This window comes from Rhodococcus sp. FH8 (genome assembly GCF_019266085.1).
Lineage (GTDB): Bacteria > Actinomycetota > Actinomycetes > Mycobacteriales > Mycobacteriaceae > Rhodococcus_F > Rhodococcus_F qingshengii.
Genome location: NZ_LPNQ01000061.1, coordinates 115,926 through 132,431, shown reverse-complemented (window position 1 = coordinate 132,431; position 16,506 = coordinate 115,926). Strand labels below are relative to the sequence as shown.

13 protein-coding genes and 1 pseudogene are annotated in these 16,506 nt (G+C 62.5%); 9 read left to right on the top strand and 5 right to left on the bottom strand.

Annotated features, from left to right (window positions below; all coding sequences use genetic code 11):
- The first annotated feature begins 3 nt into the window (after window positions 1-3).
- Window positions 4-3,540 (top strand): DNA polymerase III subunit alpha, encoded by a 3,537-nt coding sequence (gene dnaE / locus ATN38_RS12095; RefSeq protein WP_003941755.1) that lies wholly within the window; start codon window positions 4-6, stop codon window positions 3,538-3,540.
- 94 nt (window positions 3,541-3,634) lie between these two features.
- Here dnaE and ATN38_RS12090 read toward each other — a convergent pair whose 3' ends face one another.
- Window positions 3,635-3,868, bottom strand: coding sequence for a hypothetical protein (locus tag ATN38_RS12090; protein ID WP_003941759.1), 234 nt, complete (start codon window positions 3,866-3,868; stop codon window positions 3,635-3,637).
- Window positions 3,869-4,054: 186 nt separating this feature from the next.
- Between ATN38_RS12090 and ATN38_RS12085 the strand changes: the two genes are divergently transcribed.
- The 3 genes from ATN38_RS12085 (at window position 4,055) to ilvA (ending at window position 7,796) form a co-directional block, all read left to right on the top strand.
- The gene (locus ATN38_RS12085; RefSeq protein WP_003941666.1) at window positions 4,055-4,489 is read left to right on the top strand and encodes a nitroreductase family deazaflavin-dependent oxidoreductase; all 435 of its coding nucleotides are present in this window, start codon (window positions 4,055-4,057) and stop codon (window positions 4,487-4,489) included.
- A 97-nt stretch (window positions 4,490-4,586) separates the two neighbouring features.
- Window positions 4,587-6,362 (top strand): pyruvate dehydrogenase, encoded by a 1,776-nt coding sequence (locus ATN38_RS12080; RefSeq protein WP_065456580.1) that lies wholly within the window; start codon window positions 4,587-4,589, stop codon window positions 6,360-6,362.
- 78 nt (window positions 6,363-6,440) lie between these two features.
- Window positions 6,441-7,796 (top strand): threonine ammonia-lyase IlvA, encoded by a 1,356-nt coding sequence (gene ilvA, locus ATN38_RS12075; protein WP_007733150.1) that lies wholly within the window; start codon window positions 6,441-6,443, stop codon window positions 7,794-7,796.
- Window positions 7,797-7,810: 14 nt separating this feature from the next.
- On the opposite strand, the gene ATN38_RS12070 is transcribed toward ilvA, so the two are convergent.
- Window positions 7,811-8,332, bottom strand: a complete 522-nt coding sequence (locus ATN38_RS12070; protein WP_003941685.1) for a TetR/AcrR family transcriptional regulator — start codon at window positions 8,330-8,332, stop codon at window positions 7,811-7,813.
- A 128-nt stretch (window positions 8,333-8,460) separates the two neighbouring features.
- Between ATN38_RS12070 and ATN38_RS12065 the strand changes: the two genes are divergently transcribed.
- Window positions 8,461-10,005 (top strand): MFS transporter, encoded by a 1,545-nt coding sequence (locus tag ATN38_RS12065; RefSeq protein WP_054781564.1) that lies wholly within the window; start codon window positions 8,461-8,463, stop codon window positions 10,003-10,005.
- An 80-nt stretch (window positions 10,006-10,085) separates the two neighbouring features.
- Here the strand turns inward: ATN38_RS12065 and treZ are convergent, their stop codons facing one another.
- Together treZ and ATN38_RS12055 are read right to left on the bottom strand one after the other, a co-directional pair.
- Entirely contained in the window at window positions 10,086-11,807 is a 1,722-nt protein-coding gene (gene treZ, locus ATN38_RS12060) for a malto-oligosyltrehalose trehalohydrolase (protein ID WP_073512224.1), read from the bottom strand.
- Window positions 11,808-11,876: 69 nt separating this feature from the next.
- Window positions 11,877-13,238, bottom strand: a complete 1,362-nt coding sequence (locus tag ATN38_RS12055; protein WP_065352577.1) for an NAD(P)-binding domain-containing protein — start codon at window positions 13,236-13,238, stop codon at window positions 11,877-11,879.
- 96 nt (window positions 13,239-13,334) lie between these two features.
- On the opposite strand from ATN38_RS12055, the gene ATN38_RS12050 reads away from it, so the two are divergent.
- From ATN38_RS12050 to ATN38_RS12035, 4 genes and pseudogenes are all read left to right on the top strand, one after another.
- The gene (locus ATN38_RS12050) at window positions 13,335-14,219 is read left to right on the top strand and encodes a metalloregulator ArsR/SmtB family transcription factor (RefSeq protein WP_058039465.1); all 885 of its coding nucleotides are present in this window, start codon (window positions 13,335-13,337) and stop codon (window positions 14,217-14,219) included.
- Between the two features lie 64 nt (window positions 14,220-14,283).
- Window positions 14,284-14,670, top strand: coding sequence for a helix-turn-helix transcriptional regulator (locus ATN38_RS12045; RefSeq protein ID WP_003941739.1), 387 nt, complete (start codon window positions 14,284-14,286; stop codon window positions 14,668-14,670).
- The gene (gene arsB, locus ATN38_RS12040) at window positions 14,667-15,770 is read left to right on the top strand and encodes an ACR3 family arsenite efflux transporter (protein WP_065352575.1); all 1,104 of its coding nucleotides are present in this window, start codon (window positions 14,667-14,669) and stop codon (window positions 15,768-15,770) included. The genes ATN38_RS12045 and arsB overlap by 4 nt, the downstream gene beginning before the upstream one ends.
- Window positions 15,767-16,156: pseudogene (locus ATN38_RS12035) on the top strand (arsenate reductase ArsC); the annotation flags it as partial. The gene arsB and the pseudogene ATN38_RS12035, both read left to right, overlap by 4 nt.
- On the opposite strand, the gene ATN38_RS12030 reads toward ATN38_RS12035, so the two are convergent.
- Window positions 16,155-16,481, bottom strand: coding sequence for a VOC family protein (locus ATN38_RS12030; protein WP_230691664.1), 327 nt, complete (start codon window positions 16,479-16,481; stop codon window positions 16,155-16,157). The pseudogene ATN38_RS12035 and the gene ATN38_RS12030 sit on opposite strands and share 2 nt — an antisense overlap.
- Window positions 16,482-16,506: the final 25 nt, after the last annotated feature.

Genomic DNA, 16,506 nt, shown 5'->3' with positions numbered 1-16,506 from the left:
CACGTGGCTGACTCGTTCGTACATCTTCACAATCACACCGAGTACTCGATGCTCGACGGTGCGGCCAAGGTCGGCGCCATGTTCGAGGAGGCCGCTCGTCTCGAAATGACCGCAGTCGGCATGACCGACCACGGAAACATGTACGGCGCCAGCCAGTTCTACAACGAGGCAAAGAGCGCCGGCATCAAGCCGATCATCGGCATCGAGGCCTACATCGCACCCGAGTCTCGCTTCAACACCAAGCGAGTTCTGTGGGGCGATCGCAGCCAGAAGTCCGACGACGTCTCCGGTAGCGGTGCGTACACCCACATGACGATGGTGGCCGAGAACGCGACCGGACTCCGCAACCTCTTCAAGCTGTCGTCGCTCGCGTCCATCGAGGGCCAGCTCGGTAAATGGCCACGGATGGACGAGGAGCTCATCGCCGCGCACGCCGAGGGCATCATCGCGACCACGGGTTGCCCGTCCGGTGAGATCCAGACCCGCCTTCGTCTCGGTCACGATCGCGAGGCTCTCGAAGCTGCCGCGAAGTGGCAGGAGATCTGGGGCCCGGACAACTTCTTCCTCGAACTGATGGATCACGGTCTCTCGATCGAGCGCCGTGTGCGAGAGGGTCTGCTCGACATCGGCAAGCAACTCGGTATTCCGCCACTTGCCACCAATGACTGCCATTACGTCACCAAGGACGCCGCCGAGAATCACGAGGCGCTGCTCTGCATTCAGACCGGCAAGACGCTCTCCGACCCCACTCGCTTCAAGTTCGACGGCGACGGCTACTACCTCAAGTCCGCTGCCGAGATGCGCGCCATCTGGGACAACGAGGTACCGGGGGCATGCGACAACACCGTTGCAATCGGCGAGCGTGTGCAGTCGTACGAGGACGTGTGGGCGTTCCACGACCGCATGCCGATCTTCCCGGTCCCGGAGGGACACACGCAGCAGACCTTCCTGCGCGCCGAGGTGATGCGCGGACTCGATCGCCGATTCCCGAGCGGACCGCCGCAGGAGTACCTCGCCCGCGCCGACTACGAGATCGGCGTCATCAACGAAATGGGCTTCCCGGCCTACTTCCTCGTGGTCGGCGACCTGATCAACCACGCCAAGGACGTCGGGATCCGTGTCGGGCCCGGCCGTGGATCGGCTGCCGGTTCGTTGGTGGCCTACGCGATGGGTATCACCAACATCGACCCCATCCCGTACGGGTTGCTGTTCGAGCGATTCCTCAACCCCGAGCGTGTGTCCATGCCCGATATCGATATCGACTTCGATGATCGCCGTCGCGGCGAGATGGTTCGCTACGCGACGGACAAGTGGGGCAACGACAAGGTCGCCCAGGTCATCACCTTCGGCACCATCAAGACCAAGGCTGCCATCAAGGACTCGGCACGCGTCCAGTTCGGCAAGCCGGGCTTCGCCATCGCCGATCAGATCACCAAGGCACTCCCGCCGCCCATCATGGCCAAGGACATCTCTGTCTCCGGTATCACCGATCCGAAGCACGAGCGGTACAAGGAGGCCGTCGAGGTTCGAGCACTCATCGACTCCAGCCCGGACGTCGCGAAGATCTACAAGACTGCGGTGGGTCTGGAGGGGCTGATCCGTAACGCCGGTGTGCACGCCTGCGCGGTCATCATGTCGTCCGAACCGCTCACCGACGCAATCCCGGTCTGGAAGCGCGCCCAGGACGGCGCAATCATCACCGGGTGGGACTACCCTTCGTGTGAAGCCATCGGCCTGCTCAAGATGGACTTCCTCGGTCTGCGAAACCTCACGGTCATCGGCGACACGCTCGAGAACATCAAAGCCAACCGCGGCATCGACCTCGACCTCGACACTTTGCCGATGGACGATGCGGCAACATACGAACTGCTCGCCCGCGGTGACACTCTCGGTGTGTTCCAGCTCGACGGCGGCGGTATGCGCGAGTTGCTGAAACTGATGCAGCCCACCGGATTCGGCGACATCGTCGCCGCCTTGGCGCTGTATCGACCGGGACCGATGGGTGTGGACGCCCACATCTCGTACGCCAAGCGCAAGAACGCCTTGGAAGACGTCAAGCCGATTCACCCCGAACTGGAGGAGCCGCTCGCGGAGATCCTCTCCGAGACCTACGGCCTGATCATCTACCAGGAGCAGATCATGCAACTGGCGCAGAAGGTGGCCGGGTACACCCTGGGTCAGGCCGACTTGCTGCGTCGCGCGATGGGTAAGAAGAAGCTGTCCGAGCTGGAAAAGGCCTACGCCGGCTTCCGGCAGGGCATGTTGGACAACAACTTCAGCGAAGCCGCCATCAAGGCGCTGTGGGACACGGTCCTTCCCTTCGCCGGCTACGCGTTCAACAAGTCGCACTCCGCCGGCTACGGACTCGTGTCGTACTGGACTGCGTACCTCAAGGCGAACTACCCGGCCGAGTACATGGCGGGTCTGCTGACCTCCGTCGGTGACGACAAGGACAAGTCCGCGATCTATCTCGCCGACTGCCGCAAGTTGGGCATCACCGTTCTCCCGCCGGACGTCAACGAGTCACGCGTCGACTTCGCGACCGTCGGCGACGACATCCGTTTCGGTATGGGGTCGGTGCGCAACGTCGGCGCCAACGTCGTCGCCTCGATCATCAAGGCGCGCACCGAGAAGTCGAAGTTCACAGATTTCTCCGACTATCTCGGCAAGATCGACGCGATGGCTTGCAACAAGAAGGTCACCGAATCGCTCATCAAGGCCGGTGCTTTCGACTCGTTGGGTCATCCGCGCAAGGGCCTGATGTTGGTTCATGCCGACGCCATCGATTCCGTGATGAGCACCAAGAAGGCGGAGGCGATCGGACAGTTCGACCTCTTCGGTGGTGCCGAGGCGGACGAGTCGATCACCTCGGTGTTCGACGTCAAGATTCCTGACGAAGAGTGGGATTCCAAGCATCGCCTGGCGCTCGAACGAGAGATGCTGGGGCTGTATGTCTCCGGTCACCCGCTCAACGGCGTCGAGCACATTCTTCGGCAGCAGTCCGACACGTCCATCGCCGCGATACTGGAAGGCGGCGTTCAGGACGGTGCCCAGGTAACTCTCGGCGGCATCATCGCCTCGGTGGACCGCCGGGTCAACAAGAACGGTCTGACCTGGTGCATCGTGCAGCTCGAAGATCTCGTGGGTGGAATCGAGGTGCTGTTCTTCCCGCAGGCGTACGCCGTGTACGGAATGGACATCGCCGAGGATGCCATCGTGTTGGTCAAGGCTCGCGTCTCGATCCGAGACGATCGGATGTCACTGATCGGCAACGACCTTGCGGTACCTGATATTTCGGCGATCGGGGTTGCGCGTCCGCTGTCGGTCTCGCTGCCGCTTCGGCAATGCACCAAGGACAAGCTCAGTGCTCTCAAGCAGGTGTTGACCAGGCATCCGGGGACGTCCGATGTCCATGTCCGACTGATCGGCGGAACCGAAATCAGCTTGTGGAAGGTCGACGACGTCCTTCGGGTCGAACCGTCCTCGGCACTGATGGGCGACCTGAAGGCATTGCTCGGACCGAGTTGCCTGACGGTCTGACCGCCGAGCGGACCTGAACCGAACGAAGGGACCTTGCTGCTGATGCAGCAAGGTCCCTTCGTTCGGTTCGCGGGAGTTCGGGGGAGTGCGGTGATCAGGTGGTGCGTGAGTAGTGCACGCGCCGTACCCACCACGTGACTACAGCGGCCGTTGCGGCAGTCAGTACGGCCACCTGCATCGACTGCGTGACGGCACCGGCGACGACGAACAGCACGAACCCGACCACGAGAGCTTCGATCTTGTACAGCGGCCACCGAGTTCCGGCCAGATCGACGCAATAGTCGGGGGAGGGGCGTGATTCGCGAGTGGAGATATCTGCGGTGGTCATCTCGTCCCTTTCCGATACGGCAGTTCGAAGCTGTGGTTTCAGAGTAGCCAGAGATGAGAGTTCGGGCAAGCGAACTTTATTGATCGGCAGCTCACTTAATCGATCAACCAGGGGAGTGCGCGGGCGACAGGCCTGGTCGGCGTGGTTCGGTGGCCAAGGTGCTCGAGTGGGTGTTCACTGGTACACATGCCAATCACAGGTGAGTACGAACCCAGTCCAGCGTCGTGGGCCGCCGATCAGGTCGCACGCATCGAGAACTCCGGTGGCACCGAGGGAAACGACATGAACGGCATGCCCGTCGTCGTTCTCACGACCATCGGCGCAAAGTCCGGCAAGGTCAGGAAGACGCCGCTGATGCGGGTCGAGCACGACGGTTCGTATGCCGTTGTGGCTTCGCTCGGTGGCGCCCCGAAGAATCCGGTCTGGTACTACAACGTCAAAGCCGACCCGCACGTCACGCTGCGTGACGCGACGCAGGTCTTCGACCTGGTTGCTCGGGAAGTCACCGGCGACGAGAAGGCGGTCTGGTGGGAGCGCGCTGTCGCTGCGTACCCCGACTACGCCGATTATCAGACGAAGACCGATCGTGAGATTCCGGTGTTCGTGCTCGAACCCAAGTAACCCCGCATTCCACAAGAAGCGCTGCATCAATCACAAGTAAATCGTCACTCCCGGGGGTCGGCGATCCCGACTCCCGTGAGTGTGTCATGGAGGTCTGATGAGTCCGAAAACCGTTGCAGATCAATTGGTTCAGCAGCTCGTTGACGCGGGTGTCAGTCGGATCTACGGCATTGTCGGTGACAGTCTCAATCCCATCGTCGATGCGGTTCGTCGCACCGGTGGTTCCGAGAAGGGCGGAATCGATTGGATACACGTCCGGCATGAGGAAGCAGCCGCCTTTGCGGCCGCAGCGGATGCCCAGATCACCGGAAAACTCGCAGTGTGTGCCGGATCCTGCGGTCCCGGAAACCTTCACCTGATCAACGGCCTGTACGACGCTCATCGTTCGGGCGCGCCGGTCCTCGCGATCGCCTCGCACATCCCCAGCGCCCAGATCGGAATGGGCTACTTTCAGGAAACGCATCCCGAGCGGATCTTCATCGAATGTTCGAGTTACACCGAACTCGTCAGCACCCCAGTGCAATCACCACGCGTGGTGCAGTCGGCGATTCAGCATTCGGTGGCTCGAAACGGCGTCTCGGTGATCGTGCTTCCCGGGGACATCGCCGACTGCCCGGCAGAAGGCACCCCGCCGACGCTCGTCGAAACCCGAAGGCCGACAGTCGTTCCGGATGCCGGTGACGTCAAGGCGTTGGCAGATGTGATCAACGGCTCGCGTAAGGTTGCGATCTTTGCCGGCGCGGGCGTGCGAGATGCGCGCGCGGAGGTTCTGGCGTTGGCCGAAACCGTCGGCGCTCCCATCGGGCATTCACTGCGTGGCAAGGAATGGATCCAGTACGACAATCCATACGACGTCGGGATGACCGGATTGCTCGGTTACGGTGCGGCGCACGACGGTATCCACGGCGCCGATCTCCTGCTCCTGATCGGTACGGACTTTCCCTACGATCAGTTCTTGCCCGACGACGTTCGTACCGCTCAGATCGACATCGCGGCCGAGCGGTTGGGGCGTCGAACCAGCCTGGACCTGGCTGTGCACGGCGACGTCGCGAGCACCTTGAATGCACTGATTCCGCAGCTCGATCGAAAGACCGACCGCGGGTTCCTGGAGGACACGCTCGCCAAGCACAACACTCTGATGACCAAAGTGGTTGGTGCATACACGGATCCGGTCAAGCAGCGCACGCCGATTCACCCCGAGTATGCGGCCTCGATCTTGGACGATCTGGCAGCCGGCGACGCAATCTTCACCGCCGACACCGGGATGTGCAACGTGTGGACGGCGCGCTATCTCAATCCGAACGGATCGAGACGCTTCATCTCCTCGGCGCTGCACGGATCGATGTCCAATGCGCTCCCACACGCGATGGGTGCTGCATGGTCGAGTCCGGGGCGTCAGGTCATCTCGGTGTCGGGCGACGGTGGATTGTCGATGCTGCTCGGTGAGTTGGTCACCGTCGCGATGTACAAGTTGCCGGTCAAGATCGTGGTGTTCAACAACTCGACGCTCGGAATGGTCAAGCTCGAGATGCTGGTCGACGGCCTTCCGGATTTCGGGGTCGACGTGCCCGCGGTCGACTACGCGGCGGTTGCTGCTGCGCTCGGTATCTTCTCGCGCCGAATCGAGAATCCCGCGGACATCGAAGCGGGCCTACGCGCCGCGCTCGATCATGACGGTCCGGCCTTGGTGGATCTGGTGACCGATCCGTTGGCATTGTCGTTGCCGCCCAATATCACCGGTGGTCAGATGAAGGGCTTCGCTTTGGCGATGTCGAAGATGGTGATGAACGGCGGCGTCGGCGAGGCAGTACAGATGGCCAAGTCGAATCTGCGGAACGTGCCACGTCCCTCACAGTTGGATCCGCGCGGCTGACCTACCGCCACCCTGCCTCCCAGACCATGCGGGGCGGGGTGGTGGGAAGGTTGATCTCCGACGTGCGAAAATGGCGGGGTGTCTAACTCGCCCGATGTCGTAGTAACGAAGTCCACCGTCCCCGCGCTCGACGCGCAGGAGATCGACGCGGCCATCGAGCGAATTCAGCATGTCATTGCGGCGACACCCCTGCAGTACAGCGATCGTCTTTCGGCGTTGACCGGGGCACACGTGTATCTCAAGCGTGAGGACCTCCAGGGCGTTCGTTCGTACAAGATTCGTGGCGCTTACAACCTGATCGCTCAGCTCAACGAGGCCGAACGCGGTGCCGGCGTGGTGACTGCCAGTGCCGGTAACCATGCGCAGGGTGTTGCTTTCGCGTGCCGAACGATGCAGATCAAGGGTCGGATCTACGTTCCGGCCAATACCCCCAAGCAGAAGCGTGATCGCATCCGCGCGCACGGTGGAGCATTTGTCGAACTGTTCATGATCGGTGAGACCTATGACGCCGCCGCTGCTGCGGCCGCGGAGGACGTAGCCGAAACCGGCGCAACCATGGTTCCGCCGTTCGACGACGTGCGCACCGCTGCGGGGCAAGGAACCATTGCAGCGGAGATTCTCACGCAATTGGACGCCCCTCTCGACACGATCGTCGTGCCGGTCGGCGGTGGCGGTTGCATTGCGGGCATCGCCACCTACCTGCACGAGCGGTCGCCGAAGACGTCGATCGTCGGGATCGAGCCGTCCGGCGCGGCGTCCATGACGGCCGCTCTTGTTGCCGGGGGCCCGGTGACTCTTCCCGACGTCGATCCATTTGTCGACGGAGCAGCGGTCAAGCGGATCGGCGATGTTCCCTACGAGGTCGTCTCACGTCTGGGTGCCGCCGTCGTGTCGCACGCGTCGTTGCCGCTCGTGGCTCGTCAACTTCAGACGCGGTCCGGTTCGGGATCGTTTGTCGTCAATCAGATCGACGAGGGCGCTATCTGCACGGCGATGCTCGAGCTGTATCAGAGCGAGGGCATCATCGCCGAACCTGCGGGTGCGCTTTCCGTTGCGGCACTTCAGAATTTGACGTTCGAGCCGGGTTCGACCGTCGTGTGCCTGATCTCCGGTGGCAACAACGACGTCTCCCGTTACGGCGAAATTCTCGAGCGTTCGCTCGTTCACCTCGGGCTCAAGCACTACTTCCTGGTGGACTTTCCGCAGGAACCGGGAGCGTTGCGTCGCTTCCTTTCGGACGTGCTGGGGCCGGACGACGACATCGCGCTGTTCGAGTACGTCAAGCGAAACAATCGCGAGACGGGTGCCGCGTTGGTGGGTATCGAACTCGGTTCCGCCGACGGGTTGGCGGCGTTACTCGAGCGGATGGAGCGCGCGCCGATGCAGTCCGAGAGGCTCGAGCCGGGAAGCCCGGCGTACCGCTATCTGACGTAAGGGACGCCCCCCGGTCAGGGCCGCAGTCGCTCGACTACCTGTCGATGCAGTTCGGGATCCGGCTGGGGGAGTCCGAGCATGGCCGCCAGATACAGGCCGTCGCCGACGAGTCGGATGATCTCGGCCTGCACAGGGTCGGCGATCTCGGTCTGAAGGCCCTTGTCCCAGCTCCGCATCACATGTGTGACGGCTTTCTGGATTTCGTCGTGTTGTCCGTCGACTGTTCTCAGTGCCGCGATGATCGACCGGAAGAGTGAGAGTTCTTCGCTTTCGTTCGCATCGGGGATCTGCAGATAGAACTCGGTGACCGTCGTACCGCCGGCTACGGCGTCGTCGAGTTGCTGATCCGAGCGTTCCCCGAGTCTGCGGACCATCGCCGCGAGGAGGGCTTCCTTGCTGGGGAAGTGATAGAGAAGTCCGCCCTTGGAAACCCCGGCTTCGGCGGCAACGCCTTCGAGCGTGACTTGAGCAACGCCGCTGACCAGCAGCAGCTTCTCCAGTGCGTCGAGAATTCGATCGCGAGTGTCGGCAGCCATGTGATGTGACCCTACCCGGAAATAACTTTACCGCTTGGACGGTTCACTGTTACCGTAGACCTACTGTACCGGCTGGACGGTTCAGTGAAATCTTTTCGAAAGAACTCAGAGAAAGTCGCAGGGGAGCAATGTCAGTGTCGGCAGATCAGACGTCTGCAATCAATCCCGACGAGGTTCGGGCGACAAAGCGTGACTGGGCGGGCTTGATAGTCCTTGCCTTTGCTGTGTTGCTCATCGCAGTCGACGGCACGGTGCTCGATCTTGCGCTTCCGTTCATCAGCGCCGACCTCGAGCCGAGCAGCACGCAGTTGCTGTGGATCATCGACGTCTATTCGTTCGTGCTCGCCGGTCTGCTCATCACCATGGGTACGCTCGGTGACCGGATCGGTAGGCGAAAACTGCTCCTGATCGGCGCAGTCGGCTTCGGTCTCGCCTCGATCATCGCCGCTCTCGCTGTCAGTCCCGAGATGCTCATTGCCGCCCGCGTGCTGCAGGGTATTTCCGGCGCAACGCTGATGCCTGCCACCCTCGGTCTGATCCGCACGATCTTCGTCAACCCGCGTCAGCGCACCGAGGCAATCGGTGTCTGGGGCGCGATGGCCGGTGGCGGTACAGCGGCAGGCCCTTTGGTCGGTGGTTGGTTGCTCGAGCACTTCTGGTGGGGTTCGGTCTTCTTGATCAACATTCCGGTCATGATCGCGCTGGTTGTACTCGGCCCGATCCTGATCCCGGAGTCGAAAGACCCCAATCCGGGTCGATTCGACCTCATCAGCGCTGGTCTGTCGATGGCGACCATGTTGCCGCTGGTGTACGCGGTCAAGGAATCCGTGGTGCACGGCGTCAGCATCACGTTGCTGGTGATCGGCCTTGTTGGTCTCGCGGCGGGTTACGTGTTCGTGCGTCGTCAGCGGATGCTGAAGGATCCGATGTTGGATCTGAAGCTGTTTGCCAACGCGTCGTTCTCCACCGCCGTCATCACCAACCTGCTCTCGATCTTCGCGCTGGCAGGTGTCCTGTTCTTCGGCTCGCAGTACCTGCAGTTGGTGCTCGGTAACTCGGCGCTCGACGCCGGCCTGCTGATGCTCCCGGGTATGTTGCTCAGCGCATTCACCGCGGTTGCGGCGGCCTGGTTGATTCGCCGGTGGTCGGTGTCTCACGTGCTCAGCGCGGGCCTCGCGGTTGCCGGTATCGGTGCTGCGATGCTGCTCGCGCTCGGCGTCGACAGCGGCCCGTTGATGTTCGTGATCGGCTTCGGTCTGGCCGGTGCTGGTGTCGGTGTCGCGTTGACGTTGACATCGGATCTCGTGGTCAGCTCGGTGGAACCCGAACGCGCCGGCGCTGCGTCCGCTGTGTCGGAGACCGCGTACGAACTCGGCATCGCGCTCGGCGTGGCGATCCTGGGCAGCGTGGTGATGGCGATCTTCCGCAAGGGAATCGACACCTCGATGCTCGAAGCAGATCAGGCGCACGCTGCACAGGGCACACTCGGCGGTGCCCTGCAGGAAGCAACGTACCTACCTGGTGAACTCGGTTCGGTGCTTGCCGATTCCGCGAAGTCGGCGTTTGTCGACGGTATGCACGTTGCTGCCGGTGCAACAGCTTTGGTTCTGTTCGTCAGTGCCGCATTGGTGTTGAGGATGCTGCGGAGTACACCAGAGAACGCGAAGCGGTAACGCGTGTAACGGTAGAACGCGAAGCGGTAACGCGTGTAACGGTAGAACGCGAAGCGCTAGCTCCTGCAGAATCCGGGTAGTCAGCTTTCGAGTACGACGAACGAGTGCCCAGGCACGACTGTTGCGGACGCGCTCTCGTCCTGTGTCGGCGGATCCCACCAGAGGATGGGGGTTCCGCCGGCTGGGACCGAGGCCGCGTCCGTTCCCAGATTGCACACGATCTGTAATGCGCCGCGGCGTAGGGTGATCCACTGGTCGTCCTCGTCGTAGTCGACGTGCATGTGCCCCAGCCAGGGGTCGGTGATCTCGATTCGCTTCTTGCGCAGGGCAAGTAGATCGCGATAGCACGCCAGGACGCGAGCGTGTGTCTGGTCGGTTCGCTCGTCCCAGTCCAGTTTGGATCGCAGAAATGTCTGTGGATCTTGCGGATCCGGAATGTCGTCGCTGTTCCAGCCGTGTGCCGCGAACTCCGCCTTACGGCCCTTGGCGGTGGCCTCGCCGAGTTCCCGTTCCGGATGCGAGGTGAAGAACTGGAACGGAGTGGTGGCTCCCCATTCTTCGCCCATGAACAGCATCGGCGTGTACGGCGAGAGCAGGACCAGTGCTGCCTTGATCGCCAATTGTCCTGGCGTCAGATAGGCGCTCGGGCGGTCGCCGATCGCTCGGTTGCCGATCTGGTCGTGGGTGCACGTGTATGCGAGCAGAGCGCTGGCGGGCTGATGCGTGATGTCGATCGGCCGGCCGTGAACCCGCCCACGGAACGAGGAATACGTTCCGGCGTGGAAGAACCCGCGCCGCAATGTACTTGCAAGGGATTCCAAGGATCCGAAGTCGGCGTAATAACCCTGGCGTTCGCCGGAGACGGCTGTATGAATGGTGTGGTGGATGTCGTCGTCCCACTGCGCGTCCAAGCCGAACCCGCCGGCCGCTCGTGGCGTGATCAGAGTGGCGTCGTTGAGATCACTTTCGGCAATCAACGTGAGCGGTCGGCCCAGATGGGCCGACAGTGTTTCCGTTCGGACGGCGAGTTCCTCGAGGATGTGCGTTCCGGTGTGATCGACCAACGCGTGGACGGCGTCGAGGCGTAGGCCGTCGATGTGGAAATCACGCATCCATCGCAGGGCATTGCCGATGATGTATTCGCGAACCTCGCCCGACTGCGGGCCTCCGATGTTGATCGTTCGGCCCCAGGTGTTCGCGCCATCGGCAATGTAGGGGCCGAACTTTTCGAGGTAGTTGCCCGACGGGCCCAGGTGGTTGTAGACCACGTCCAGGATCACGCCGAGTCCACGTTCGTGGGCTGCATTCACCAAGCGCTGTAACCCGTCCGGGCCACCGTAGATCTCGTGGACCGTGTACCAGAGCACACCGTCGTAGCCCCAGTTGTGAGTTCCGTTGAAACCGTTGACCGGCATGATCTCGACGAACCCGACACCGAGGTCGACGAGGTGATCGAGACGCTCGATCGCGGCGTCGAAAGTTCCTTCGGGGGTGAACGTTCCGATGTGCAGTTCGTAGACCGACGATCCCGGGAGTTGCCGTCCGGTCCACTGAGAGTCGGTCCAGGACGCCTCGTCGAGCTGGTGCAGTTGGGAGAGAAGGTGCACGCCTTCGGGCTGGCGTGGTGACCGCGGATCCGGGAGTATTTGACCGTCGACGACAAAGCCGTAGCGAGCTTCGTTGTCGCAGTCGACCTCGCCTCGCCACCACCCGTCGTCGGTCCGCTCCATGTCGTGCGTGATGCCATCGACTTCGACCCGGACCGATTCCGGCGTTGGCGCCCAGACCTCGAAAGTATGCACACGATCAGCATGCCTTGTTCGGTCGGATGTGGCAGCCCGGCGGGCTGGATCCGTCGTCATGGACTGTTTCTATCCGCAGGTGTTGCCAGACGGCGCCGATAGCGTGATCAGTTCCGGAGTGGGTGCGCCGCAGCATCCGGCTTCGGTTTCCCCGGTGTCAGCTGCGTCTGCGTCAGCTTCGTCGAAAACACCTGCGCCGCCGCAGACTCCGGTCTCCGGAAGGATCAGCTCGACGCGGGCTGCGGCGTCGTGATCGCCGGCGAGCTCGGCTGCGATGCTGCGAACCTGCTCGTAGCCGGTCATCGCCAGGAAGGTGGGTGCTCGGCCGTAGCTTTTCATTCCTGCCAAGTACACCCCCGGCTCCGGATGGCGAAGCTCCTTCGCGCCATGCGGGTAAACGGTGCCGCACGAGTGGACGTTCGGGTCGATCAGCGGAGCAAGCTCGACCGGTGCTTGTAAGACCGGGTCGAGGCCGAGTCGAATTTCCGAGAGCCAGGACAGATCGGGGCGGAAGCCGGTCAGCGTTATGACGTTGTCCACGTTCTCGATGCGATCACCCGCATCGGAGGCGAGTATGAGTTGTCCCGAAGGGGTAGTTGTCACCTCTGCGGTGCGGAAGCCGGTGACGACTCTCAACAGGCCATCCTCGACGGCCTTCTTTGCACGCAAGCCCAGGGCGCCGCGCGTGGGCAGTTCGTCAGCGTCGCCGCCTCCGAATGCAGAGCCGATGTTTCCTCGGCGGACCGCCCAGGTGATGCGGGTGCTCGGAGCCTGCTCCGCCAACCCTGACAGCGCAACGATCGCCGTCAGCGCGGAGTGGCCACTACCTGCGATGACGGTGTGCGTTCCGGCGAACTGTGCCCGCACCGCCGGATCGTCGAGATCAGGAACCCGGTACCGGATCGCAGTACCCACAGCGCCTTCGCCGAGTGCAGGAAGACCTTCACCACCGAGCGGGTTCGGGGTGCCCCAGGTGCCGGACGCATCCACAATGGCCTGGGCGAACATCCGATCCTCGGTTCCGTCCCGGCGCCGCAGGTGAATCGAGAGGGGTTCGCTGTCGCGTCCGGCGTCGACGACCAGGTCACGTCCGCGTCGAGCGACGCCGATCACCTCGGTGTCGAACTGGACCAGGTCGGCGAGGGCCGAGGCGAGTGGTTCGAGGTAGAGCTCGCGCCATTGCCGGCCGGTCGGATAGGTCTGCCCGTCGGGTGAGCTCCATCCATTCTGGTCGAGGAGTCGCCGCGCGGCGGGGGAGACGAGTTCGGACCACCGGGAGAACAGTCGAACGTGATTCCACTCGGAGATCGCAGCACCGGCTGTGGTTCCGCGCTCGAATACAAGGGGTGTGAGTCCGCGCTCGCGCAGTTCTGCTGCGGCTGCCAGGCCGATCGGGCCGGCCCCGATCACGACAACGGGTAGGGGGTTCATTTTCGTGCCTTTCATCGACGATTATCGATCTACGGAGAACTGTATCGACGATCATCAATGTAGGCAACCATCGACAGCTGTCGATATAGTGAAGAGATGACTTCGCTGCAGACTCCGACGGTGCGAGTCGGCGATTCGGACCCGGATCAGATCCGTTCTTCCGTCCTCGCGCAGGGCGATGCCGATACCTACGCGCAGTGGTTCGCCTGCCTTGCCGAGCCGATGCGCGTCCGATTGCTTCACCGGGTAGCGAGCGCGGTCGGTGGTATTACCGTCGGAGCGCTCGCCGAGGCGTTGGGGATCGGGCAACCGACGGTGTCGCACCACCTGCGCAAGCTCGCCGATGTGGGTTTTGTGACCATGCGTAAGGAAGGGACGAGCACGGTCGTCGCGATGAGTCCGACGTGTTGCGTTGCCTTGCCGCAGGCGGCGGATGTGGTGATGGGAGTCCTTGCTCCGCGTCCGTGCTGCCCGAGTGATCTGCCCGACGATGTCTCTGTCCGGGCCATGATCGACGACGACTGGGATGCGGTTCGCCGTATTTACGGCGAGGGTATCGACACCCGAAATGCCACCTTTGCCGCTGAGGTCCCCTCGCGTGAGCATCTCCACGAACGGTGGCTGCCGCAGCATCGATGGGTGGCGACTATCGGGGGTGTTGTTGTCGGATGGGCTGCGTTGAGTCCGGTTTCCGAGCGTGACTGCTACCGCGGGGTTGCCGAGAACTCCGTGTACGTTGCGGACGGCATGCGTGGTCGTGGCGTCGGAAAGGCGTTGTTGCGCAAGCAAGTCATGGCCGCCGACGCCGACGGACTCTGGACTCTGCAGACGTCGATGTTCCCGGAGAACCGTGCCTCCATCTCGCTCCATCATTCGGCCGGGTTTCGAACGGTCGGCCTTCGCGAGAAGATCGCCGAACTCGACGGCGTGTGGCGCGACACTGTTCTGCTCGAGCGTCGAACGGCGATCGCCGAGGGATGAGTCCGGGATCCGGCTGACCGGATGCCCGATTGCGCGTTGATTCGATATCTGTCAATATCGAAGAATGTCGAATCAAGAGCTGCCGGACTCCGAGGCTTGCTGCACCCCGCTCGTTCGTGAACCGTTGACTGAGGATTGGGCCGGAGACTTGTCTCGGATGTTCAAGGCCCTCGGCGATCCGGTTCGTCTCCGCTTGCTCAGCTTGGTGGCAAGTCACGAGGGTGGTGAAGCCTGCGTCTGCGACATCTCCGACTCGTTCGACTTGTCTCAGCCGACTATCTCGCATCACCTGAAGGTGTTGCGCCAGGCCGGGCTGCTCGATTGTGAACGACGCGGGACCTGGGTGTACTACTGGGTTATTCCGGCTGCGCTGCAACAGCTTTCCGCCGTTCTGCTGGTAGAAGGTGCGAGCGTGAGTGCCGCAGACGCTTGCGCTGAGGTCACCGCATGAGCAACACCGCTGCCACCACCGAACACCCCGAAGTCGTCGGAAAACTCTCCACCCTCGACCGCTATCTGGCGGTCTGGATCGGCGTGGCCATGGTCGTCGGCCTGCTGGTTGGACGCTGGATCCCCGGTGTGAACACTGCCCTGGACAAGGTGCAGATCGACGGCATCTCGCTACCGATCGCCCTCGGTCTGCTGATCATGATGTACCCGGTCCTGGCGAAGGTCCGCTACGACCGCCTCGACACAGTCACCGGGGACAAGAAACTCCTCGCCGGCTCCCTGTTCCTGAACTGGGTTCTCGGCCCGGCGCTGATGTTCGCCTTCGCCTGGCTGTTTCTGCCTGACCTGCCGGAATACCGAACCGGTTTGATCATCGTCGGTCTCGCTCGCTGCATCGCGATGGTGATCATCTGGAACGACCTGGCCTGCGGAGACCGCGAAGCCGCCGCGGTGCTGGTCGCCATCAATTCGGTGTTCCAGGTGATCATGTTCGCCGTGCTCGGTTGGTTCTACCTCTCGGTCCTGCCCGGGTGGCTCGGCCTCGAACAGACCACCATCGACACCTCGCCCTGGCAGATCGCCAAATCCGTTCTGATCTTCCTCGGTATCCCGCTGCTGGCAGGTTTTCTGTCCCGCTTCTTCGGCGAACGCGCCAAAGGCCGCGACTGGTACGACAACAAGTTCATCCCCAAGATCAGCCCCTGGGCGCTCTACGGTCTGCTGTTCACCATCGTCGTGCTCTTCTCGATGCAGGGCGAACAGATCACCTCCCAGCCTTGGGATGTCGTCCGGATCGCGCTGCCCCTGCTCGCGTACTTCGCGCTCATGTGGGGCGGAGGCTACATCCTCGGCGCCGCAATCGGATTGGGCTATGAACGCACCACGACCCTGGCGTTCACCGCCGCGGGCAACAACTTCGAACTCGCGATCGCGGTAGCCATCGCCACCTACGGCGCCACCTCGGGGCAAGCTCTTGCCGGTGTCGTCGGCCCGCTGATCGAGGTACCGGTGCTCGTCGGGCTGGTCTATGTCTCCCTTGCACTACGCAAACGCTTTGCAGTCGAAGAGGTTTCATCCAGTCGAGAAAGAGCGAGGTCATGAGCAAACCATCGGTGTTGTTCGTCTGCGTCCACAATGCCGGTCGATCTCAGATGGCCGCGGGATTCCTGAGCCATCTCGCAGGCGACGCCATCGAGGTCCGTTCCGCCGGATCCGCACCCGCCGAGACCGTCAATTCGGCAGCGGTCGAGGCGATGGCAGAGCGCGGTATCGACATCTCAGCGCAGTCTCCGAAGATCCTCACTGTCGACGCCGTCCAGGATTCGGATGTCGTCATCACCATGGGCTGCGGCGACACGTGCCCGATCTTCCCCGGCAAGAGTTACCGAGACTGGGTTCTCGACGACCCGGCCGGACAGGGCCTTGAAGCAGTTCGCCCGATCCGTGACGAAATCGAGCGGCGCGTTCAAGCTCTGATCGACGAACTCACGCAGATTCGCCAGGCATTGACCACGGCGACAGATTCGGACCCGCCAGACACAAACAGAACGGATGACCAGCGGGATCGAGTAGAACCCGGCAACGCTCCGGCGCGTTCTGCCGGCTACCGATTTGAGCACCGAGGCTGACAGCTTGCTCCTGTGCGATGTCCAGATCATCGACCACTAAATCCAGATGAATCTGCTTCGGTATTGCAGCCATCGGCCACGTGCTCGGGCGGTGTTCGTCGATGCGGATTGCGGTGATCTGGCCACCGCCTGTGCTGACGGTCGCAAACTTCTCAGTGTTGTACGTGATTTCGCCGCCCAGCATATTTCGCCAGAATTCCGCAAGGCGT